Source organism: Streptomyces griseoaurantiacus, assembly GCF_036189845.1.
Taxonomy (GTDB): Bacteria; Actinomycetota; Actinomycetes; order Streptomycetales; family Streptomycetaceae; genus Streptomyces; species Streptomyces griseoaurantiacus.
This window is the reverse complement of the sequence record NZ_CP108326.1, coordinates 5900517-5922670: the sequence shown is the minus strand read 5'-3', so window position 1 is coordinate 5922670 and position 22154 is coordinate 5900517. Positions and strand designations below refer to the sequence as shown.

The window sequence follows — 22154 nt, the reverse complement described above, 5'->3', positions numbered from 1 at the left end:
CTCCCCGGGCCACCACTCGTGCCACGGCCGACAAGAGGGCCGTACGGCGCGGCTGACGGTCCCGGGAGGGCAACGATGGGACACGGCAGGCATCGGCGCAAGAAGCGGGGTCGCGCGCTGCGCGCCACCCTGGCCGGCACCGCGCTGGCCCTGACGGCCGCCGCGACGCTGATCAGCACCTCCCAGGCGGCGGGCGACAACGACCCGGGGCCGCTGCGGCCACTCACCTCCGCCGCCGAGCGCGGCAAGCTGGAACTGCACGAGGACCTGGCGCCGCGGGCCGGCCTCGACAGGCTCACCGAGGCCATGGGCGGCAGCGTCGGCGTGCACGACGTGCTGCGCAGCGCCAACCACCCGATGCGGAACAAGGCCGACTGCGAGGGCACCGAGCGGGCCGCGCTGCCCGTCGAGCCGGAGGCGAGCCGCGCCTACTGCTGGGACACCCGGGACGCGAGGACGCGGAAGTGGCTCCCGCGGGCCGTCACCACCTCCGGCGACGCGGACGAGGACGGCAGGTGGGGCGAGGACCGCGTCGTGCTGGCCGGCTGGACGCACGACGACCCCAAGGCCGGTGAGCCCGCCGAGGACCGGGGGCTCGCCCGGGTCGCGTTCATCGACGCCAACGACCCCGGGCATCTCAGGTACCGCTGGGTGCTGCTGGTCGCCCCGCTCGCCGGCGGCACCGACTTCGGCGCCGTCCGCTCCCACGTCGGCGGCATGGTCTGGTACCGGGACAAGCTGATCGTCACCGCGAGGAACGGCGCCGGGCACGACGACGCGCTGTTCGTCTTCGACATGCGCCGCATCCTGCGGGCGAACGTGAACAGCGCCGCGGTCGGCAAGGTGGGCGGCGGCTACTCGGCGCACGGCTACCGGTACGTGCTGCCCGCCGTCGGCTCCTACCGTCCGACCGGCGGCGCCTGCGACGCGAGCGAGGACGCGCAGGTGCCGTGCTTCGCCTCCGTCTCCCTGGACCGCACCTCCAGCCCGGCCAGCCTGGTGGCGAACGAGTGGTCCAGCCCCGACGGCAGCGGGCCCGCCCGGCTCTGGCGCTACTCCTTCAGCACGCGGAGCACCCGCACCGGGCTGCTCGGCGCCGACGCGAACGGCGTCGTCGGGGCGGACGAGGCGTACGAGACGAAGGCGGTCGGCGTCCAGGGCGTGCTCTCGCACCGGCCGGACGGCGCGGACAGTGCCCACTGGTACGTCACCCAGGCCCCCGGCGCCCGCGGGAAGCACGCCACGCTCTGGCGTCAGTCCCCCTCCGGCACCGAGGCCGCCACCTGCACGGCGGACCGGACGAAGGCCTGCTGGGGGCAGCACACCGAGGCACTGTCGTACTGGCAGGAGACGGGCGAGCTCTGGACGCTCACGGAGCGGGCGGGCGGATCCGAGGACGGCCGCGAGGGCACCCCCGTCCCGCAACGGGTGCTGTTCGCCGTGCCGTTGTCCTCGGTGGACGATTCGGTGGGCTGACCGGCGAGGACGAGCCCCGGCCGACCGACGGGGCCGGGCGCCGTCGCCCCCGCCCTGCCGCCGTCTCCCCTGCCGGACCGTCCTTGGAGCAGCCCGCGCGCCCGTGGTTGGCTGGCGGCATGAGCAACATCGCCGTGACCACCTGGTCCCTGGAGCAGACCTCCCCCACCGATCTGCTGCCCGCCGAGGCCCCCGAGGGCGACGTCCGCGTCGTGCGGGCCGAGGTGCCCTCGCCCGAGTTCAGCCGCTTCCTGTACGCCTCGGTCGGCGGCGACATCCGCTGGACCGACCGGCTGGCCTGGCCGTACGCGCGCTGGCGGGAGCATCTGGAGCGGCCCGGCGTGGAGACCTGGGTGGCGTACGAGCGGGGCACCCCGGCGGGGTACGTGGAGATGGAGGCGCAGGAGGAGGGGGCCGTGGAGATCCTCTACTTCGGGCTGCTGCCCGCCTTCCGGGGCCGGCGGATCGGCGGGCACCTGCTGTCGTACGGCACCGCCCGGGCGTGGGACCTCGGCGAGCGGCACCCCGGGCTCGCGCCGACCAAGCGGGTGTGGCTGCACACGTGCAGCAAGGACGGCGCGCACGCGCTGGAGAACTACCGGCGGCGCGGCTTCCACCTCTTCGACACGAAGGTGGAGGAGGAGCGCGAGGTCGCCGCTCCCGGTCCCTGGCCGGGGGCCTTCCCCGGCTGACCTGCGGGGACGCGCAAACCTCGGGAGCGTGTGACGAGGACCACCCCTGTCTCGCGATACGGGACATGTGCGTCCGGATATTGGACGATGGTGGACGGTGTCCGGATTGCCGTGCCACGCTTCCGCCATGTCTGGAACTGGAATCGCCCTGGTGAGTCGGCGCCACGTCGATCTCGGCCGCATGTCCAGCGCCATCTGTCCGGCGAGCTGAGCCGCAGCACCACCACAGCCTCACCGGATCTCCGCACCCTTTCCCTTCCCCTTCCCGCGCAATGACGCGCACGCCTGCCCCGCATGCCCTCCCGCGCAGGCACGAGCCGCATTCACCGCTGTCCCGAAGGACGTATCAGCCATGGCCGCCACCCCTCGCAATTCCGCCGCGCCCCGCCGCAAGGTGAGCCGTCACCGCGGCGAGGGCCAGTGGGCCGCGGGGCACTTCACCCCGCTGAACGGCAACGAGCAGCTCAAGAAGGACGACGACGGTCTCAATGTGCGGACACGCATTGAGACGATCTACTCCAAGCGCGGCTTCGACTCCATCGACCCCAACGATCTGCGGGGACGTTTCCGCTGGTGGGGTCTGTACACCCAGCGCCGTCCCGGGATCGACGGCGGCCGCACGGGCGTGCTGGAGCCGGAGGAGCTGGAGGACGAGTACTTCATGATGCGCGTCCGCATCACCGGCGGACGGCTCACCACCGAGCAGCTGCGCGCCATCGGCGAGGTATCCGAGAGCTACGCGCGCGGCACCGCGGACATCACCGACCGGCAGAACATCCAGTTCCACTGGGTGCGCGTCGAGGACGTGCCCGCCATCTGGGAACGGCTGGAGTCGGTCGGCCTGTCCACCACCGAGGCGTGCGGCGACTGCCCCCGCGGCATGCTCGGCTCCCCGGTCGCCGGCGTGGCCGAGGACGAGATCATCGACGGCACACCCGCGCTGGACGAGATCGCGCGCCGCTACATCGGCGACCCGCGCTTCTCCAACCTGCCGCGCAAGTTCAAGACGGCGGTCTCCGGCTCCCCGCTGCTCGACGTGGCGCACGAGATCAACGACATCTCCTTCGTCGGAGTGGTCCACCCCGAGCACGGCCCCGGTTTCGACCTGTGGGTCGGCGGCGGACTGTCCACCAACCCCAGGTTCGGTGTGCGGCTGGGCGCCTGGGTGCCCGAGGCCGAGGTGCCGGACGTGTGGGAGGGCGTCACCTCGATCTTCCGCGACTACGGCTACCGGCGGCTGCGCAACCGCGCCCGGTTGAAGTTCCTCCTCGCGGACTGGGGCCCCGAGAAGTTCCGCCAGGTCCTGGAGGACGAGTACCTGCACCGCAAGCTGATCGACGGCCCCGCGCCCGAGGTGCCCGCGCAGGCCTGGCGCGACCACATCGGCGTCCACCGCCAGAAGGACGGCCGCTTCTACGTGGGCTTCGCCCCGCGCGTCGGCCGGCTCGACGGCTCCCTGCTCACCAAGATCGCCGAACTCGCCGAGGGGCACGGCTCGGGCCGGGTCTCCACCACCGTCGAGCAGAAGATGATCATCCTCGACGTGCCGCGGGACCGGGTCGACTCCCTCGTGGAGAGCCTGGAGGCGCTCGACCTCAGGGTGGACCCCTCGCCCTTCCGGCGCGGCACCATGGCCTGCACCGGCATCGAGTTCTGCAAGCTGGCCATCGTCGAGACCAAGGAGCGCGGCAGCGACCTGATCGACGAACTGGAGCGCCGCCTGCCGGAGTTCGAGGAGCCGGTCACCATCAACATCAACGGCTGCCCCAACGCCTGCGCCCGCATCCAGACCGCGGACATCGGTCTCAAGGGCCAGCTCGTCACCGACGCCGAGGGCAACCAGGTCGGCGGCTACCAGGTGCACCTGGGCGGTGCCCTCGGTCTGGAGCCCTCCTTCGGCCGCAAGGTCCGCGGTCTGAAGGTCACCTCGGAGGAGCTGCCCGACTACATCGAGCGCGTCCTGCGCCGCTTCCAGGCGGAGCGCGAGGACGGCGAGCGCTTCGCGGCCTGGGCCGCGCGCGCCTCCGAGGAGGCCCTGTCGTGAGCGAGCGGGCGGCACCGTTCTACTGCCCCTACTGCGGCGAGGAGGACCTGCGCCCCGGGGAGGAGGGCCACGGCGCGTGGGAGTGCGCGGGCTGCAACCGGGCCTTCCGGCTGAAGTTCCTCGGGTTGCTCGCCCGGGGGCTCGACGGACCCGACACGGAAGGGAAGCGGATATGACCGCCACGCACACGGCGCGGTCCGGAAAGGCCGCCGACGGCGTGCACGGACCGACGCCGCGCGAGGCCGAGTTGAAGGCGCTCGCCGAGCGGGCGGGCCGCGAGCTCGAGGACGCCTCGGCGCTGGAGATCCTCCAGTGGGCGGCGGACACCTTCGGTGCGCGGTTCTGCGTGACCTCCTCCATGGAGGACGCGGTCGTCGCCCACCTCGCCTCCCGGGCCAAGCCCGGCGTGGACGTGGTCTTCCTGGACACCGGCTACCACTTCCCCGAGACCCTCGGCACCCGCGACGCCGTCGAGGCCGTGATGGACGTCCGCGTCCTCACCCTCACCCCGAAGCAGACGGTCGCCGAGCAGGACGCCGAGTACGGGCCGAGGCTGCACGACCGCGACCCCGACCTGTGCTGCTTCCTGCGCAAGGTCAAGCCGCTCCAGGAGGGCCTGGCCGGCTACGAGGCCTGGGCGACCGGGCTGCGTCGCGACGAGTCCCCGACCCGCGCGGGCACCCCCGTCGTCGGCTGGGACGAGAAGCGCCGCAAGGTGAAGATCTCCCCCATCGCCCGCTGGACGCAGGACGACGTCGACGCCTACGCCGCCGAGCACGGCGTGCTCACCAACCCGCTCCTGATGGACGGTTACGCCTCCGTCGGGTGCGCCCCCTGCACCCGCCGGGTCGCCCCGGGCGAGGACGCGCGCGCCGGCCGCTGGGCGGGCCGCGCCAAGACCGAGTGCGGGCTGCACGGATGACGACGACCGCCGCCCCCGACCCCGAAGCCCGCCCCCACCCCTCCCGGGAGACGCACGTGACAACCGGAGCCACCGTCTGGCTCACGGGTCTGCCGAGCGCAGGCAAGACCACCATCGCCCACGAACTGGCCGGACTGCTGCGCGCGGGCGGCCGCCGCGTCGAGGTGCTGGACGGCGACGAGATCCGCGAGTTCCTCACCGCGGACCTCGGCTTCAGCCGCGCCGACCGGCACACCAACGTGCAGCGCATCGGCTTCCTCGCCGAGCTGCTGGCCCGCAACGGCGTCACGGCGCTGGTCCCGGTGATCGCGCCCTACGCCGACAGCCGCGAGGCGGTGCGCGGGCGCCACGCCGCGGGCGGCACCGCGTACGTCGAGGTGCACGTGGCCACCCCGGTCGAGGTGTGCGCGGAGCGGGACGTGAAGGGCCTGTACGCCAAGCAGGCGGCCGGTGAGATCTCCGGGCTGACGGGTGTGGACGACCCGTACGAGGAGCCGCTCGCACCCGATCTGCGCATCGAGTCGCAGGAACAGAGCGTCGCGGAGTCCGCCGCCGCCGTCCACCAGCTGCTCGTCGAAAGGGGTCTGGCATGACGACCGTCGCCTCCGTTCCCGAGGAGACCGACAGCCCGTACGCGCTCTCGCACCTGGACGCGCTGGAGTCCGAGGCGGTGCACATCTTCCGCGAGGTGGCGGGTGAGTTCGAGCGGCCGGTGATCCTCTTCTCCGGCGGCAAGGACTCGATCCTGATGCTGCACCTGGCGCTCAAGGCGTTCACCCCCGCCCCCGTGCCGTTCTCCCTGCTCCACGTGGACACCGGGCACAACTTTCCCGAGGTCCTCGCCTACCGCGACCGGGTGGTCGAGGAGCACCGGCTGCGCCTGCACGTCGCCTCGGTGCAGGACTACATCGACCGGGGAGTGCTGAAGGAGCGCCCGGACGGCACCCGCAACCCGCTGCAGATCGTCCCCCTCACCGAGAAGATCCAGAGCGAGCGGTTCGACGCCGTCTTCGGCGGCGGCCGCCGCGACGAGGAGAAGGCCCGCGCCAAGGAGCGCGTGTTCTCCCTGCGCGACGAGTTCTCCCAGTGGGACCCGCGCCGCCAGCGCCCCGAGCTGTGGAACCTGTACAACGGCCGCCACGCGCCCGGCGAGCACGTCCGCGTCTTCCCGCTGTCCAACTGGACCGAGCTGGACGTGTGGCAGTACATCGCCCGCGAGCGCATCGAGCTGCCGGAGATCTACTTCGCCCACGAGCGCGAGGTGTTCCCCCGCAACGGCATGTGGCTCACCGCGGGCGAGTGGGGCGGGCCCAAGCGGGGCGAGACGGTCGAGAAGCGCCAGGTCCGCTACCGCACCGTCGGCGACATGTCCTGCACCGGCGCGGTCGACTCCGACGCCGACACCATCGAGAAGGTGATCACCGAGATCGCCGCCTCCCGGCTCACCGAACGCGGCGCCACCCGGGCCGACGACAAGCTGTCGGAGGCCGCGATGGAGGACCGCAAGCGCGAGGGGTACTTCTAGGCATGACCACCACCACGGAACTCACGGGCCTGTCCGAGACCACCCTGCTGCGGTTCGCCACGGCCGGCTCGGTCGACGACGGCAAGTCCACGCTCGTCGGACGGCTGCTGCACGACTCCAAGTCGGTCCTCACGGACCAACTGGAGGCCGTGCAGCGGGCCTCGGCCGGGCGCGGCCAGGAGGGCCCCGACCTCGCGCTGCTCACCGACGGCCTGCGGGCCGAGCGCGAACAGGGCATCACCATCGACGTGGCCTACCGCTACTTCGCCACGCCCCGGCGCCGGTTCATCCTCGCCGACACCCCCGGCCATGTGCAGTACACCCGCAACATGGTCACCGGCGCCTCCACCGCGGAACTGACGGTCGTCCTGGTCGACGCGCGCAACGGCGTCGTCGAGCAGACCCGCCGGCACGCCGCGATCGCCGCCCTGCTGCGGGTGCCGCACGTCGTCCTCGCCGTCAACAAGATGGACCTGGTCGGCTACCAGGAGTCCGTGTTCGCCGCGATCGCCGAGGAGTTCACGGCGTACGCGACCGAGCTGGGCGTCCCGGACGTGACGGCCATCCCCATCTCGGCGCTCGAGGGCGACAACGTGGTCGAGCCCTCGGGGCGGATGGACTGGTACGGCGGCCCCACGGTCCTGGAGCACCTGGAGACCGTTCCGGTCAGCCACGACCTGGCGCACTGCCACGCCCGCTTCCCGGTGCAGTACGTGATCCGTCCGCAGACCGCCGAGCACCCGGACTACCGGGGGTACGCGGGCCAGATAGCGGCCGGCACCTTCCGCGTCGGCGACACGGTCACCGTGCTGCCCTCGGGCCGCACGACGACGGTCACCGGCATCGACCTGCTCGGCACACCGGTCCAGGAGGCGTGGACGCCTCAGTCGGTGACGCTGCTGCTCGCGGACGACCTGGACATCTCCCGCGGCGACCTGATCGCCCCGACCCCGGACGCCCCCGCCACCAGCCAGGACATCGAGGCGACCGTCTGCCACGTGGCCGACCAGCCGCTGACGGTGGGTCACCGGGTGCTGCTCAAGCACGGCACCCGCACGGTCAAGGCGATCGTCAAGGACATCCCGTCCCGGCTGACGCTGGCCGACCTGTCCCTGCACCCGCACCCCGGCACGCTCGCCGCCAACGACATCGGCCGGGTGAAGATCCGCACCGCCGAGCCGCTCCCGGCCGACGCCTACGCCGACTCGCGGCGCACCGGCTCGTTCATCCTCATCGATCCGTCCGACGGCACGACGCTCACCGCGGGGATGGTCGGCGAGTCCTTCGCCGCGCCCGAGCCGGTGAGGTCCGCGGCCGACGAGGGCTGGGACTTCTGACATGACCGGGGTCGACATCTTCGCGACGTTCGCCAAGGAGGGCGGCCGCATCGGCAGCGGCGCCCTCGGCAGCGGAACGGGCGGTGTGGCGCGATGTGCGCGCTGACGTACGCGCACTGCCCGCGCGCCCACACCCCCCACCCGCGTCACCGAAGACCTGCCGACCTCCCGGCCACGGCCTGAGAGACCGTGACCGCCGGGCCAACGAGAGGAACACCTCCCGTGCCTGTCAACCGATCCCCGCGCGCCACCTGGCTGCGCCGGAGCACCGCGGTGCTCGCCGTCCTCCCCGTGCTCACCCTCGCCGCCTGCGGCTACGGCTCGAAGTCCGACTCCGACGACGCGGACGGGGGAACGAAGGTCGCCGCCGGCGCGAAGAAGACCGACGGACTCGACTCCGTACGGATCGGCTACTTCGGCAACCTGACCCACGCCACCGCGCTGGTGGGCAACCAGAAGGGCTTCTTCCAGAAGGAGCTGGGCGCGACGAAGGCGAAGTACGCCGTCTTCAACGCGGGCCCCTCCGAGATCGAGGCGCTGAACTCCGGCTCCGTGGACATCGGCTGGATCGGCCCCTCCCCCGCGATCAACGGCTACACCAAGTCCCGGGGCAAGAGCCTGAGGATCGTCTCCGGGTCCGCCTCGGGCGGCGTCAAGCTCGTGGTGAACCCGAAGAAGGTCAAGAGCCTGGACGACCTCGAGGGCAAGAAGATCGCCACCCCGCAGCTCGGCAACACCCAGGACGTGGCCTTCCTCAACTGGATCGCCGAGCGGGGCTGGAAGGTCGACGCGCAGAGCGGCAAGGGCGACGTCACGGTCGTCCGCAGCGACAACAAGGTGACCCCGGACGCGTTCAAGGCCGGTTCCCTGGACGGCGCGTGGGTGCCCGAGCCGACCGCGTCCAAGCTGGTCGCCGAGGGCGGCAAGGTGCTGCTCGACGAGGCCTCGCTGTGGCCGGACAAGAAGTTCGTCATCACCAACGTGGTGGTGCGGGCGGCGTTCCTCAAGGAGCACCCGAAGGCCGTCGAGGCCGTGCTGAGGGCCTCGGTCGAGACCAACAAGTGGATCAACGCCAACCCGGACGCGGCGAAGGAATCGGCGAACAGGCAGCTCGAGAAGGACTCCGGCAAGGCGCTGCCCGCGGAGGTCCTCGACCCGGCGTGGAAGTCGATCACCATCCTCGACGACCCGCTCGCCGCCACGCTGAACACCGAGGCGGACCACGCGGTCAAGGCCGGCCTGCTGGAGAAGCCCGACCTGAAGGGCATCTACGACCTGACCCTCCTGAACAAGGTCCTCAAGGCGGAGGGCGGGAGCACGGTCGACGCCGCCGGGCTCGGCACCCAGTGACCCGCGTCCGCGACTGAGCACGCATCCCGACCGTTCCCAGGAGGTGACGACCATGGCCACGACCACGCTCGCCAAGGCCGCCGATGACGAGGCGGTGCGGCACGCCGCCCGCATCGAGCACGTCTCGAAGTCCTTCGCCGGACCCGCCGGAGCGCAGCTCGTCCTGGACGACATCAGTCTCGATGTCGCACCGGGCGAGTTCGTCACCCTCCTGGGGGCGTCGGGCTGCGGCAAGTCCACCCTGCTCAACCTGGTGGCGGGGCTGGACGCCCCGTCCTCGGGCGGCATCACGACCGACGGCCGCCCGGCGCTGATGTTCCAGGAGCACGCCCTGTTCCCCTGGCTGACGGCCGGGAAGAACATCGAACTGGCCCTGCGGCTGCGCGGGGTGCCCAAGGCGGACCGCCGTGCCCGGACCGAGGAACTGCTCGCGCTCGTGCGGCTGAAGGGGGCGTACGGCAAGCGGGTGCACGAGCTGTCCGGCGGCATGCGGCAGCGGGTGGCGCTGGCCCGCGCGCTCGCCCAGGACAGCCGGCTGCTGCTGATGGACGAGCCGTTCGCCGCGCTCGACGCCATCACCCGCGACGTGCTGCACGACGAACTGACCCGGATCTGGGCCGAGACGGGCGTCTCCGTCCTGTTCGTCACGCACAACGTGCGCGAGGCGGTGCGGCTCGCCCAGCGGGTCGTGCTGCTGTCCTCCCGTCCGGGCCGGGTGGCCCGGGAGTGGACGGTGGACATACCGCAGCCGCGCCGCATCGAGGACGCGCCCGTGGCCGAACTGTCCGTCGAGATCACCGAAGTCCTGCGTGGGGAGATCCGCCGCCATGGCCAGCACTGAGACGAGCACGGGCCCCACCGGGGGCATCGCGCCCGGACCCGCGGGGGCCGGGGACGAGCTGGCCGGGGTCGAGGCCGGCCTGGACGCGCTGGAGTCCACCGCCTCCGGCCGCCCGCCGCTGCGGCGGACCCTGATCGACAAGGTGCTGCCGCCGGTCGTCGCCGTCGCGCTCATCCTGGTCGTCTGGCAGGCGCTGATCTCCTTCAAGGTGGTCGACGACCCCTCGAAGCTGCCCTCGCCCTCGGCGGTGTGGGACGAGGTCCACGAGGCCTGGCTCCGGGGCGATCTGCTCGGCTACATCTGGACCAGCGTCTCGCGCGGTCTGCTCGGTTTCCTCTTCGCCCTCGCCCTCGGCACCCCGCTGGGGCTGCTCGTGGCCCGGGTGAAGTTCGTGCGGGCGGCCATCGGCCCGATCCTGTCCGGTCTGCAGTCGCTGCCCTCGGTGGCCTGGGTGCCGCCGGCCGTGATCTGGCTGGGCCTGGACAACTCGATGATGTACGCGGTGATCCTGCTCGGCGCGGTGCCCTCCATCGCCAACGGGCTGGTCTCCGGGGTGGACCAGGTGCCCCCGCTGTTCCTGCGGGCCGGCCGCACCATGGGCGCGACGGGGCTGAAGGGCACCTGGCACATCGTGCTCCCGGCGGCACTGCCGGGATACGTGGCGGGCCTGAAGCAGGGGTGGGCGTTCTCCTGGCGCTCGCTGATGGCCGCGGAGATCATCGCCTCCTTCCCCGACCTCGGCGTCGGGCTCGGCCAGCTCCTGGAGAACGGCCGCAACGCCAGCGACATGTCGATGGTGTTCGAGGCCATCCTGCTCATCCTGGTCGTCGGCATCGCCATCGACCTGCTGATCTTCAGTCCGCTGGAGCGGTGGGTCCTGCGCAGCCGCGGCCTGATGGTGAGGAGCTGATCCCATGCACAGCGGCCCGGTCCTCCTGGTCATCGCCCACGGCAGCCGCGATCCGCGGCACGCCGCGACCGTGCACGCCCTGGTGCGGCGGGTGCGCGCGCTGCGGCCCGGGCTGCGCGTGGAGACCGGGTTCCTGGACTTCAACGTGCCCTCGGTACGGGGCGTGCTGGAGTCGCTGGCGGCCGAGGGCGTACGGGACGTGGTGGCGCTGCCGCTGCTGCTCACCCGGGCCTTCCACGCCAAGTCCGACATCCCGGCCGTGCTGCGGCAGGCGCCGCCCGGGCTGCGGATCCGGCAGGCGGAGGTGCTGGGACCCTCGCCGCTGCTGCTCGCGGGCCTCGAGCGGCGGCTGTACGAGGCGGGGCTCGACCCCGCCGACAAGTCCTCGACCGGGGTCGTGCTGGCCTCGGCGGGGTCCAGTGACCCGGAGGCGATCGCAGTGATCGCAGACATCGCGCGGGAGTGGCGGCACACCGGTTGGTGCGCCGTGCGGCCTGCGTTCGCCTCCGCGGCCTTGCCGCGCACCGAGGACGCGGTGCGGGAGCTGCGGGCGGCGGGGTGCCGGCGGGTGGCCGTCGCGCCGTACGTCCTGGCGCCCGGCCGGCTCCCGGACCGGATCGTGCGGGGCGCGGCGGAGGCGGACGTCCTGGCCGGCGTCCTCGGCCCCTCGCGCGAGGTCGCCCTGACGCTGCTGCGGCGCTACGACGAGGCGGGGCTCCCCCGCCTGTCGGCCCTCGGGGCCTGAGCGCCCCGGACCCGCCCGCCGGGTCCGCCGGACCGGTGCCGGGTCAGCCGGCCGTGAGTTCCTCCAGCTTGCGCACCGTGTTCCAGTTGCGGGTCGTCGCGACGATCCCGGCCAGCACCCTCCGCGAGGACAGCGCCGCCGCCAGCTTCGAGCGCCCGAGCCCGTCCGGCGCGTACAGGTAGAGGACCCGGTCGCCGAGCCGGAACTCCTCCGGGCCGAAGGCCCCCCGGTCCACCGACGCGAAGCGCTCCTCGTCGACGGGGCCCGAGAAGAACGTGGCGTGCAGTTGCTTCCCTTCGAGCCGGTCGGCGGGGAACGGGCAGGCCTCCCGTACCGCCCGCAGATAGGCATGGTCGCGGACGAGGACGTCCACGGCGAGGCCGAACCGCTTCTCCAGTGCCGCTGTGAGCTCCCCGGCCAGACTCTCCTCGTCACCCCGCTCCGCGGTGAACACGGCCTGGCCGCTCTGCAGATACGTGCGGACGTCCCCGTACCCCGCCTCGGCCATCAGTGCGCGCAGGTCCGCCATCGGCACCCTGTTGTTGCCACCCACATTGATCCCGCGCAGCAGCGCGGCGTACGTCGTCATGCGCCCACCCTAGGGCTGCCGACCCTGAGCCCGGCCCCCCAGGAAACCCTTAGGTGTAGGGGCCAGGCTCCATCCCCGGGCGGAGGGCGGTGGGGTCCGCAGGACGGAGGGGAGGCGGCAGGGGTTCACCGGACAGTACGAAGAGACGCTCATCTCCAGCACATACCTTCGAAGCATCAGGTGAGGGCAGGCAGCCCCACCACGCACAAGGGGGCTGGCCCGTCATGGGAAGAGGCAACACGCGGGTGCGCGGCATCGCCGCCCGCGCCGGCGGCTGGAGCGCTCGGCACCGATGGGCCGCCGTCGGCATCTGGGTGCTGTTCGTCGTCGTGGCGATGGGACTGGGGTCCGTGGCGGGCCGGGTCGACGTCAAGGAGAGCGAGCAGCTCAGCGGTGAGACGCACACCGCCGCGAAGATCCTCGAGGACGCCGGCGTGGACGAGCCGGCGAGCGAGTCCGTCCTGGTCCAGGCGAAGGGCGGGGGGACGAAGGCCACCGACCCGGCCTTCCGGGACGCGGTGACCGCCGTCGTCAAGGCCGTCGAGGGCACCGGCAGGGTGACGGACGTGTCCTCGCCCTACGACACCGGGACCCTCTCGAAGGACGGCCGCAGCGCGCTCGTCCAGTTCGACATGCGGGGCGAGGCGGACACCGCGGGCGAGCGCGTCGAGCCGGTGCTGGACGCGGTCGCGGAGGTGCAGAAGGAGCACTCCTCGCTGCGGATCGAGGAGGTCGGCGGGGCGAGCATCCAGAAGACCTTCGACGACGCCTTCGGCAGCGACTTCCAGCAGGCGGAGCTCTCCGCCGTCCCCGTGGCCCTCGGCATCCTGCTGATCGCCTTCGGCGCGCTGGTCGCGGCACTGCTGCCGGTGCTGCTGTCGATCACCGCGATCGTCGCGACGATGGGGCTCATGGGCGTCGTCAGTCATCTCGTGCCGATGAGCGACACCGCCAACTCGGTCATGCTGCTGGTCGGCCTGGCCGTCGGCGTCGACTACTGCCTGTTCTACCTGCGCCGGGAGCGCGAGGAGCGGCTGGCGGGCCGGGACGCCGGGACCGCGCTGCGGATAGCCGCCGCGACCAGCGGCCGCGCGATCGTGGTCTCCGGCATCACGGTGTGCGTGGCGATGGCGGGCATGCTGTTCACCGGCATCGCCGAGTTCAAGGCGATGGGGCTGGCCTCGCTGATGGTGGTGGCGGTCGCCATGGTCGGGTCCGTCACCGTACTGCCCGCGCTGCTCTCCCTGCTGGGCGAGCGGGTGGAGAAGGGGCGCGTCCCCTTCCTCAGCCCCGAGGCGAGGCGGCGCCGGGCGGAGCGCCGCAACCGCAGCACACACGAGGGTTCGCGGTTCTGGAGCGCGGTGCTGCGGGTGGTACTGGCCAAGCCGGCCGTCTCCCTCGTCCTCGCCGCCGGCGCGCTGCTGGCGATCGCCGCGCCCGCGCTCGGCATGAAGACGCAGAACCTCACGCTGGACCAGGAGTTCGGCGACTCGCTGCCCATCGTCGCCACGTACGACCGGGTCAACGACGCCTTCCCGGGCGGCTCCGGCCCCGCCGAGGTGGTCGTCGACGCGAAGGACATCAACGCCCCCGAGGTGCGGGCCGCCCTCGAGGACTTCCGGAAGCAGGCGGTGAGTTCGGGCGCCTCGCGCGGCCCGGTCGAGGTCAAGGTGAACGAGGCGAAGAACCTGGCCCTCGTCTACGTGCCGCTGGTCGGCGGCTCCGACCTGGACAAGGCGGGCGAGAGCCTGGAGACCCTGCGCGAGAAGGTGCGGCCGGCCACGCTCGGCAAGGTCGACGGCGTGCGGGCGCCGATCACCGGTGAGGTCGCGGGCTCGAAGGACTTCAACGACCAGCTCGCCGGAGCCGTCGTCCCGGTGTTCGCCTTCGTGGTGGTGTTCGCCTTCGTGCTGATGCTGCTGTCCTTCCGCTCGCTCACGGTCGCGATCACCTCCATCCTGCTCAACCTGCTCTCGGTGGGCGCCGCGTACGGCATCCTCGTCGCCGTCTTCCAGCACGGCTGGGGCGCGTCCCTGGTGGGCGCGGAGGGCGTGGGCGCCATCATCACCTGGCTGCCGCTGTTCCTCTTCGTCATCCTGTTCGGACTGAGCATGGACTACCACGTGTTCGTGGTCTCACGGATCCGCGAGGCGCGGCTGCGCGGCCGCACCACGACGGAGGCGATCGAGCACGGCGTGGTCACCACGGCGGGCGTCGTCACCAGCGCCGCGGTCATCATGGTCGCCGTGTTCGCCATCTTCGGCACACTGTCGATGCAGTCCATGAAGCAGATGGGCGTGGGCCTGGCGGCGGCGGTGCTGATCGACGCGACCGTCATCCGGGGCGTGCTGCTCCCGGCGGTGATGGCCCTGCTGGGCGAGCGCAACTGGTACTTCCCGAAGTGGCTGCGCCGGCTGCCCGACCTGACCCACGACGAGCCGGAGCCGGAGCCGGTGGCGCCGGCGCGGCCGGTGACCGTGGAGGGCGAGACGGTGAGGGTCTGAGGTTCTGAGGAACCGGGGCCGGGGACCGACGAAGGGCGGGGGCCGGGGTGGATGTCCACCCCGGCCCCCGCCCTCGTGGGCCCAGCCGTCGTGCGGTGCGGCTCAGACGCCGCGGGCGGCCGCGCCCTGCGCCGTCGCGTCCGCGCTCTCCTGACCGGGGACGGGCAGCCCGAGGGCCGCGGCCTCCTCGGCGGCGGCCTCGCGGGCCGCCGCCTCACGGTCGAAGGAGTCGATGGTGCGGGCGAAGTCGCGCGTCGACAGCAGCAGCTTGTAGACGATGGCGAGCTCGAAGACCAGCAGCAGCGCGCCGGCGACGATCGTGGTCGGGATGACCGCGTCGATCAGCGGGCCGACGATGAAGACGCCCATCTGGAACTCGATGCCGCTGATGAGGTGCGTACGGATGCGGTGCCGCAGCAGGAAGGAGCGGAAACGCAGGTACGCGGGGAAGCGGTGACGGAACTCCTGGTGCAGGTCGATGACCCGCGCGTTGCGCGGCGTGCCCTCGGCCGATTCGGCGTTCTCGGCGCCCTCCTGGGAGGTGCCCTCGGCGGTCGGGTCGCCCTCGGCGGCGGGGGCCTCGGCGCTGCGCGGCGCGGGGATGTGCGCGCCCACGGTGTCCTTGCCGGTGGCGGCGGCCGGAACGGAGGAGCCGGTGGTCGTGCGCGGCTCGCTCTCCTGCACCTCGGCCTCGGCCAGCAGCGCGGCGCCCTGCGCCTCGGACAGCAGCCCGCCGTCCTCGGCGGTCAGGGCACGGGTGCCCTCCTCGGCGGCGCGGCGCAGGTCCTGCTCGATGTCCGCGGACGGGTTGTCCCGCAGCAGGTCCTCCATGAAGGCGACCTGGGAGGCGTTCTCGGCACGCCGGGCCGCGCGCAGGCGGGCCTTGATCTGCTTGCGCATGCTGTGGCGGGTCTTGAATATCTCGAGCGAGTTGAGGTACCTCAGCCCGTCGAGGAAGATCACCACGGCCGCGAGCCAGATGTACAGCGTGTCATCGGTGCGGTGGTACTGGCCGGCCATCAGGGCGACGGCACAGGCCATGACGCGGACCCGGTCGAAGATGTAGTCGAGCCAGGCGCCGAAGACCGAACCCTGGCCGGTGAGCCGGGCGACCTTGCCGTCCATGCAGTCCAGGATGAAGCTGACGTGGTAGACGACGGCGCCGATGATCAGCCACTGCCAGTCCCCCTGCCAGAAGCAGCCCGCCGCGACGAGTCCGAGCAGCAGCGCACCCCAGGTGATCTGATTCGGCGTGATGCGCGTCCGTTTCGCGACCAGGCGCACAAGGGGCGTGGCGACCGGGTCGACGAGGAGGACGGTCCACCACGCGTCGCGCTTCTTCTGAACGAGACGGCGCACCTCGGCGAGGTCGGGCACGTCCCGGTGTTTCGATGGCATGGGCCAACTCCCTGGCTTTCGATTGGAGTTCATTCCACGTTAAGAAGGCTCTTACCAAGAGAGCAAGATCCGGGGAGCACAACCTTCTGTGGGGGGTAACGGTCCAAGGTACGAGAAGGGTCGATGGCCATGCCAGGCGAGCCCCGCGTTATCCGAGCGTTATCAAGTGACCCGACCGTGATGTGAAGTCCGCCGGTCTTTCACCGAAGACACGGAACCCTCCCCCGCGAAATCCCCTCGGCCGCCGCGAGTGCGACACTTTCCGACGCGCGCGAACGATCACGGAAGGCGGAGGCGGACGATGGACGAGGCCCGGGCACGCGAGGTACTTGCCGAGGCGGACGTGCTGCCCGGCGCGGGCCGGGCGGCCCGCGGGGCGAGGCTCCTCGCCCTCGGCGAGAACGCGGTGTTCGCCGCCGGCGACCTGGTGGTCAAGGTCGGCCGGGACGACCCGGACCTGCCCGCGCGGGCCCGCCGCGAGGTGGCCCTCGCCGAGTGGCTGGCCGGGGCGGGCGTTCCCGCGGTGCGGGCGGCCCTGCCCGAGGCCCTGCTGGTCGGGGGGCATCCGGTGACGGTGTGGCACCGGCTGCCGGAGGCGGTCCGCCCGGCCGGGCCGCGGGACCTCGCCGCGCTGCTGCGGCGGGTGCACGCCCTGCCCGAGCCCGGGTTCGCCCTGCCGCGGCGAGAGTTGCTGGGCGGGGTGGAGCGGTGGCTGCGGCTCGCCGGGGACGCGGTCGACCCGGCGGACGCGGCGTTCCTGCGTGAGCGCCGGGACGGCTTCGCGACGGCCGCGGCCGCGCTCGTCCCGCATCTGCCGCCGGGGCCGATCCACGGGGACGCGCTGCCGCGCAATGTGCACGTGGGCCCGGACGGCCCGGTCCTGGTGGACCTGGAGACCTTCTCCTCCGATCTGCGGGAGCACGACCTGGTGGTGATGGCCCTCTCGCGCGACCGGTACGGGCTCGGCGCGCAGGCGTACGAGGAGTTCACCCGGGAGTACGGGTGGGACGTGCGGGAGTGGGAGGGGTGCGCGGTGCTGCGCGGGGCACGCGAGACCGCGAGCTGCGCGTGGGTGGCGCAGCACGCCCCGGCCGACGAGGCCGCCCGTGCCGAGTTCGAGCGCCGCGTGCGCTCGCTGCGCGAGGGCGACCCGGAGGTGCGCTGGTTCCCGTTCTGACGGACGGGACGGCCGGCAGAGGGACACAGCGCACCGGGAGCACCGGGAGCGAGAGGGCGGAGGACGCCGGGCCGGGTGTATGCCGACGGGAGGAGACCTGTGGCTTTTCTCACGTTTCCGCGACGCCGCCGCGCACCGCGCACGCTCCCGCGCGCCTCACGGGGCACCCGACGCACCCGCGGCACCGGGCGCCACCGTCTCGCCCGCCGGCTCCCGCAGGGGCCACCGGCCGTCCACCACCGCGTCCTCCCCGCCCTTGCGGCGCAGGAACGCCTGGAAGTCCGCCGCCCAGTCCGCGTACCACTCGATCTGGCGGGCGTGCAGTTCCGCCGGGGCGAGGGCCGCGATCTTCGGGTGGCGCTCGGCTATCGCCCTCGTCAGCCGCGCCGCGGCCACGGCGTCCGCCGTCGCGTCGTGCGCGGTGCCGAGTACGACGCCGTACTCCCCGCAGACCGCCTCCAGGTTCCGCTTGCCACGCCGGTAGCGGTCCACCCGGCGGTCGATCGTGTAGGGGTCGACGACCGGCGCCGGGTCGGCGCCGTCCAGCCGCTCGCGCAGCGAGGGCAGCCCGTGGCGCCGCAGTTCCGCGCCGAGCAGGGTGAGGTCGAACGCGGCGTTGTAGGCGACGACCGGGACGCCCGCGCGCCAGTAGCCGGTCAGGACCTCGGCGATCGACTCGGCCACGCGGTCCGGCGGGGTGCCCTCGGCCGTCGCGCGTTCGTTGGTGATGCCGTGCACCGCGATGGCGTCCTCGGGGATCTCCACGCCCGGGTCGGCCAGCCATTGCCGGTGCCCCAGCGGCTCCCCGTCCCTGACCTCGATCACCGCGCCGGTGACGATGCGCGCCTCGTACGGATCCGTGCCCGTCGTCTCCAGATCGAAGCCGACCAGCAGCTCCCGGTGCCAGGCCATGACGGTCCCCCTTCGTGGTGGTGCGTTCCCCCAGTGGTCTTCACCCTCGCATGCGCCACTGACAACCCGAACACGGGATTCCGCTTACCGGCCCCGCCGGAACGCCACGGACCCGCCCTTCGCGGGCACTTCAGGACACCGGGCGCGAATCCGCCCAGGACGCCTCGAACTCCTCCCGGTAGGTGGGGAAGAGCCCGGCGTCCATCACGTCGTCCGCCTTCACGACCCGGCCGGCGCCGCGCAGCACCATGACCGGGGTCTCCATGCCCCGGGCCCCCCGCAGATACGACTGCACCACCGCTATCCCGTCCGAGCCGTCGCCGTCGACGAGGTAGGCGGAGAAGCGGGGCGTGTCGTCGTAGACCTGGATCTGGAAGGCGTCGGGGTCGCGCAGCCGGGAGCGCACGCGCCGCATGTGCAGGATGTTCATCTCCACCGAGCGCCCCAGTTCGCCCCGCTTCATCCCCAGTTCGCGTTCGCGGCGCTTGACCGCGCTGGAGGCGGGGTTGAGGAACAGCAGCCGCACCCGGGAACCGGACTCGGCGAGCCGGACCAGCCGCCGGCCGGAGAAGTTCTGCACCAGCAGGTTGAGCCCGATGCCGACGGCGTCCAGCCGGCGGGCGGAGCCGAAGATGTCCTCGGCGGGGAACTGGCGCAGCAGCCGCACCCGGTCGGGGTGGACGGCGACCACGTCGGCGTACCGGTCGCCGACGAGGTCCTCGACCGCGTCGACGGGCAGCCGGCGGGCGGAGGGCACGTCGCTGCCCGCGCCGAGTATCTCCAGGAGCCGGGCGGAGGCCCGTTCGGCCTGGGCGAGCACGGCCTCGGACAGGGCCCGGTTGCGGGAGACGACGTTGCGCGTCACCTCCAGCTCGTCCAGGGCGAGTTCGACGTCGCGGCGCTCGTCCATGTAGGGCTCGAAGCACGGCCAGTGCTGCACCATCAGCTCGCGGAGCTGGGGCAGGGTGAGGAAGCTGAGCACGTTGTCGTCGGCCGGGTCGAGCAGATAGCCCTTGCGGCGGCTCACCTCCCGTACGGCGACCGCCCGTTGCACCCACTCCTGCCCGGCCGGACCGGCCGCGGCGACGACCCAGTCCTCGCCGTGGACCGGTTCGTAGATCGGGCGCAGCACGGCGGCCACGACCGCCCGCAGCCGCTGTTCGACCAGGTTCAGCCAGATGTACGCCCGGCCCGCCCGCTGGGCGCGGGTGCGCACCTCGTGCCAGGCGTCGGCGTTCCAGTCCAGCTCCGGGCCGATGGAGCCGCGCTCCATCGGCCGGGCCAGCGACACCGCGCCGGGTGGGACGTCCGCGGAGCTGCCACCCCGTTCCTCGTGACCCTCGTCACCAGGAGGCAACTCCAGCCCTCCCGAGCCCACCCCTGCACCGCCTTCCGTTCCCCCGTGGACAACCCGTCTCAACGATCAAGGAAGGGTACTCCGGGAGGGGTGGGCGGTGCAGCCGGATGGACAGGGTTCGTTTCTCAGCGACCGCTGCCGGAACCGTCGTAATCGCCGTTCTGGTCGGCGAGTTCGGCCGGCGTGAGCGGGTTCATGGCCGTCACGTCGCGCGGGGCGAGGGAGAAGCCCTGCCAGTGCACCGGCATGGGCTGCTGGTCCTCGTCACGGGCGACGTGGTGGAAGCCGACGTTGACCCAGACGATCGGGTGCTTGAGGGTCTCGCCGTTGACCCACTTGTCGACCGACTTGCCCCCGCCGGAGCCGCAGTTGCGCAGGTTGTCGCTCGCGAACTGCTCGCACTTCTTGTACTGGGTGAAGTAGACGTCGTGCTTGGTGTAGCCGCGCCCCGAGTACTTGGCGCTGGTACCGGGGACGATCTCGTAGCTGCGCGCGTGCTGGTCCTTGTTCTTGCCGCTCTCGCTGACCACCCGCCACCAGCGCATGGTCTTGGCGTCACCGGCGAGTTCCTTGGTGACCTTGGTGCGCGTGGTGCTGTTGGTGGGGGCCTCGTTGCCGTTGGCGGGCGCGGTGACCTTGGAGTCGTACTGCTCGACCTTGGCCTTGGAGGAGCCGTCGAGGGCGAAGTTGAGCCGCCAGAAGACGTTGTGGCTGTGGCTGGTGGCGTAGGCGCGGGCGCCCTTGCCGAGCGGCCAGCCGTGGTTGTCGGTGGCGTTGTAGTCGCCGGGCGCGAGGGTGCCGGTGGCGCCGACGTTCATGTGGATGGTGCCGTCGTCCTGGAAGCGCCACTCGGTGATGTACTCGTACCAGCCGGTCTGGTTGACGGTGTAGACGAGCAGGTCCTTGCCCTGCTGCTGGAACACCTTGTTCCCGGTGTCGGACTGCATCCGGTAGGCGTGGCCGCGGGCGCGGGTGGTGGTGCACAGGCCCTTGACGTTCTCCCGCGAGGGGTCCCAGGCCTCGGGCACCTTGACGGTCTTGATGGTGCCGCCGGGGCACTCCCCGGGCGCCATCTCCAGCAGGCCCTGGCCGAAGCCGGCGCCGGTGAGGTCGCTGTACTCGACCGAACCGTCGTCGTAGGGGACGTGGATCTGGGCGAGCTTGGCGGTGGAGAGCACCTTGATGGGCGCGCTCTCGCCGGGGGGCTGGTAGGAGACGTCGGAGAGGACGAGTCCGGCCTCGGCCTCGTAGCTCCAGCACATCCGCCAGGTGGTCCCGGTGGAGAGCTTCTGTTCGATCCGGTAGGCGGCGCTGCAGTCGGGCTCGGCCGCCGCCGGGGCGGCCCCGGGCCGCGCGGCGGGCTGCGCGGAGGCGGGTCCGGCCGCCGAGGTCACGCCGGCCGCGAGGGCCAGCGCCGACAGGCCGACCGCGGCGCGTTTGCGGGCACCGCTGATTCTGTTCACAGGCATGCTGAAAGGGCTCCTTGCCGTGCGCAGGAAAGAAGGAGAGGAAGCGGAAGGACCGGGTGCCGTGCGGCCCCGGTCAGTGCAGCTTGCCGACCCTGCGGACGCTGAGGTCGATGATCAGATCGCGGCTGTCGATCCACGGGCCGTTCTTCACCTTCGGGAAGAGCCGCACACAGCGGTGTTCGCCGCACTTGTCGAGCGCCGCCGGCTGGGCTCCGGGCGCGGCGCGGTAGACCATGCTGTCCAGCTTGAGCTGGTCCGGCGAGGTCAGCGCCTTGCCGGTGGCGTCCTTGAAGTCCGCCCTGAGTCCGGCGCCGAGCGGGTCGGCGATGAGCAGCTGGGCCGCCTCCACCGTCTCGTCGTGGCTGAGCGGCGGCTGGACGCCGTGCTGGGTGCCGGTGGACTCGACCTTGCCGGTGTCGAGGTTGACGGTCCTCGTGACGAGCGCGTCGTCCTTGTAGTCGTAGTACGTGACGTCCGCGCGGCGCGGCGCCGAGGTGGAGTCGAGCTCGTTCTCCTCCGGCTCGGCGAGCGTCACGCTCAGCTCCTCGGGCCCCTTGTCGCCCTCGACGTTCTCGGTGCGGGCGAGGGCCTGCGGGTTGGAGGCGATCTTCACCACCCTGGCGGTCTCGTCCTCGGTGAGCGGGTCGCTGCCGACGCCCTCCTTCCCCGCGGCGGGCGGCGCCTCGACGACGCCGGGCGGCACCGCCGCGGCGTCACCGGCCGCGCCCGCCCGGGCCGGTGAGCCGCTCGCGGCACCGTTCCCGTTCCCGTTTCCGGACGCTCCCGCCGATCCGGGCAGTGTGACGGCCAGCATCGCCGCCGTCCCCGCCACGGCGATGGCCGCGCCCGCCACCACCTTCCCCAGATGGCGGTGCACTTTTCTGCGCACGTTTTCCCCCTGCTCCC

General features: G+C 72.3%; 21 protein-coding genes. 15 read left to right on the top strand and 6 right to left on the bottom strand.

Going from position 1 to position 22154, the window contains the following annotated elements:
• Positions 1–75 precede the first annotated feature (75 nt).
• The 13 genes from OHB09_RS26250 (at position 76) to OHB09_RS26190 (ending at position 11842) form a co-directional block, all read left to right on the top strand.
• Positions 76–1476, top strand: coding sequence for a hypothetical protein (locus tag OHB09_RS26250; protein WP_191890779.1), 1401 nt, complete (start codon positions 76–78; stop codon positions 1474–1476).
• Positions 1477–1595: 119 nt separating this feature from the next.
• Positions 1596–2168, top strand: coding sequence for a GNAT family N-acetyltransferase (locus tag OHB09_RS26245; RefSeq protein ID WP_093594459.1), 573 nt, complete (start codon positions 1596–1598; stop codon positions 2166–2168).
• Between the two features lie 127 nt (positions 2169–2295).
• Positions 2296–2379 (top strand): putative leader peptide, encoded by an 84-nt coding sequence (locus OHB09_RS26240; RefSeq protein WP_309486338.1) that lies wholly within the window; start codon positions 2296–2298, stop codon positions 2377–2379.
• A gap of 141 nt (positions 2380–2520) precedes the next feature.
• Complete coding sequence (locus OHB09_RS26235; RefSeq protein WP_328922629.1) at positions 2521–4212, top strand: nitrite/sulfite reductase; 1692 nt, start codon at positions 2521–2523, stop codon at positions 4210–4212.
• Positions 4209–4388 carry a hypothetical protein gene (locus tag OHB09_RS26230; RefSeq protein WP_006142874.1) on the top strand — a complete coding sequence of 60 codons (180 nt, stop codon included), beginning with the start codon at positions 4209–4211 and terminating at the stop codon, positions 4386–4388. Before OHB09_RS26235 ends, OHB09_RS26230 begins: the two co-directional genes overlap by 4 nt.
• Positions 4385–5134: a phosphoadenylyl-sulfate reductase gene (locus OHB09_RS26225; protein ID WP_328728206.1), complete on the top strand. Its 750-nt coding sequence runs from the start codon at positions 4385–4387 to the stop codon at positions 5132–5134. Before OHB09_RS26230 ends, OHB09_RS26225 begins: the two co-directional genes overlap by 4 nt.
• The gene (gene cysC / locus OHB09_RS26220) at positions 5131–5727 is read left to right on the top strand and encodes an adenylyl-sulfate kinase (RefSeq protein ID WP_050811303.1); all 597 of its coding nucleotides are present in this window, start codon (positions 5131–5133) and stop codon (positions 5725–5727) included. Before OHB09_RS26225 ends, cysC begins: the two co-directional genes overlap by 4 nt.
• Complete coding sequence (cysD, locus tag OHB09_RS26215; protein WP_006142871.1) at positions 5724–6659, top strand: sulfate adenylyltransferase subunit CysD; 936 nt, start codon at positions 5724–5726, stop codon at positions 6657–6659. Before cysC ends, cysD begins: the two co-directional genes overlap by 4 nt.
• 2 nt (positions 6660–6661) lie before the next feature.
• Positions 6662–7996: a sulfate adenylyltransferase subunit 1 gene (locus OHB09_RS26210; protein ID WP_093594449.1), complete on the top strand. Its 1335-nt coding sequence runs from the start codon at positions 6662–6664 to the stop codon at positions 7994–7996.
• A 222-nt stretch (positions 7997–8218) separates the two neighbouring features.
• Positions 8219–9346, top strand: coding sequence for an aliphatic sulfonate ABC transporter substrate-binding protein (locus OHB09_RS26205; protein WP_006142869.1), 1128 nt, complete (start codon positions 8219–8221; stop codon positions 9344–9346).
• Positions 9347–9398: 52 nt separating this feature from the next.
• A complete protein-coding gene (locus OHB09_RS26200; protein WP_006142868.1) occupies positions 9399–10187 on the top strand; it encodes an ABC transporter ATP-binding protein in 789 nt (262 codons plus the stop codon).
• Entirely contained in the window at positions 10174–11097 is a 924-nt protein-coding gene (locus OHB09_RS26195) for an ABC transporter permease (RefSeq protein ID WP_093594440.1), read from the top strand. Before OHB09_RS26200 ends, OHB09_RS26195 begins: the two co-directional genes overlap by 14 nt.
• A 4-nt stretch (positions 11098–11101) precedes the next feature.
• Positions 11102–11842 carry a sirohydrochlorin chelatase gene (locus OHB09_RS26190; protein ID WP_167794673.1) on the top strand — a complete coding sequence of 247 codons (741 nt, stop codon included), beginning with the start codon at positions 11102–11104 and terminating at the stop codon, positions 11840–11842.
• A 43-nt stretch (positions 11843–11885) separates the two neighbouring features.
• Here the strand turns inward: OHB09_RS26190 and OHB09_RS26185 are convergent, their stop codons facing one another.
• A complete protein-coding gene (locus OHB09_RS26185) occupies positions 11886–12431 on the bottom strand; it encodes a DUF1697 domain-containing protein (protein WP_328922628.1) in 546 nt (181 codons plus the stop codon).
• Between the two features lie 224 nt (positions 12432–12655).
• On the opposite strand from OHB09_RS26185, the gene OHB09_RS26180 reads away from it, so the two are divergent.
• Positions 12656–14935 (top strand): MMPL family transporter, encoded by a 2280-nt coding sequence (locus OHB09_RS26180; protein WP_234526650.1) that lies wholly within the window; start codon positions 12656–12658, stop codon positions 14933–14935.
• Positions 14936–15037: 102 nt separating this feature from the next.
• On the opposite strand, the gene OHB09_RS26175 is transcribed toward OHB09_RS26180, so the two are convergent.
• Positions 15038–16333 carry a CDP-alcohol phosphatidyltransferase family protein gene (locus tag OHB09_RS26175; protein ID WP_328922627.1) on the bottom strand — a complete coding sequence of 432 codons (1296 nt, stop codon included), beginning with the start codon at positions 16331–16333 and terminating at the stop codon, positions 15038–15040.
• A gap of 301 nt (positions 16334–16634) precedes the next feature.
• Between OHB09_RS26175 and OHB09_RS26170 the strand changes: the two genes are divergently transcribed.
• Positions 16635–17510: a phosphotransferase enzyme family protein gene (locus OHB09_RS26170; protein ID WP_191851968.1), complete on the top strand. Its 876-nt coding sequence runs from the start codon at positions 16635–16637 to the stop codon at positions 17508–17510.
• Between the two features lie 156 nt (positions 17511–17666).
• Here the strand turns inward: OHB09_RS26170 and OHB09_RS26165 are convergent, their stop codons facing one another.
• From OHB09_RS26165 to OHB09_RS26150, 4 genes are all read right to left on the bottom strand, one after another.
• Entirely contained in the window at positions 17667–18422 is a 756-nt protein-coding gene (locus tag OHB09_RS26165) for a 3'-5' exonuclease (RefSeq protein WP_006142860.1), read from the bottom strand.
• A gap of 130 nt (positions 18423–18552) precedes the next feature.
• Positions 18553–19800 (bottom strand): SAV2148 family HEPN domain-containing protein, encoded by a 1248-nt coding sequence (locus OHB09_RS26160; protein WP_006142859.1) that lies wholly within the window; start codon positions 19798–19800, stop codon positions 18553–18555.
• 104 nt (positions 19801–19904) lie between these two features.
• A complete protein-coding gene (locus tag OHB09_RS26155) occupies positions 19905–21248 on the bottom strand; it encodes a copper amine oxidase (protein WP_006142858.1) in 1344 nt (447 codons plus the stop codon).
• A gap of 73 nt (positions 21249–21321) precedes the next feature.
• Positions 21322–22137, bottom strand: coding sequence for a Tat pathway signal sequence domain protein (locus OHB09_RS26150; protein WP_328922626.1), 816 nt, complete (start codon positions 22135–22137; stop codon positions 21322–21324).
• Between the last annotated feature and the right edge of the window lie 17 nt (positions 22138–22154).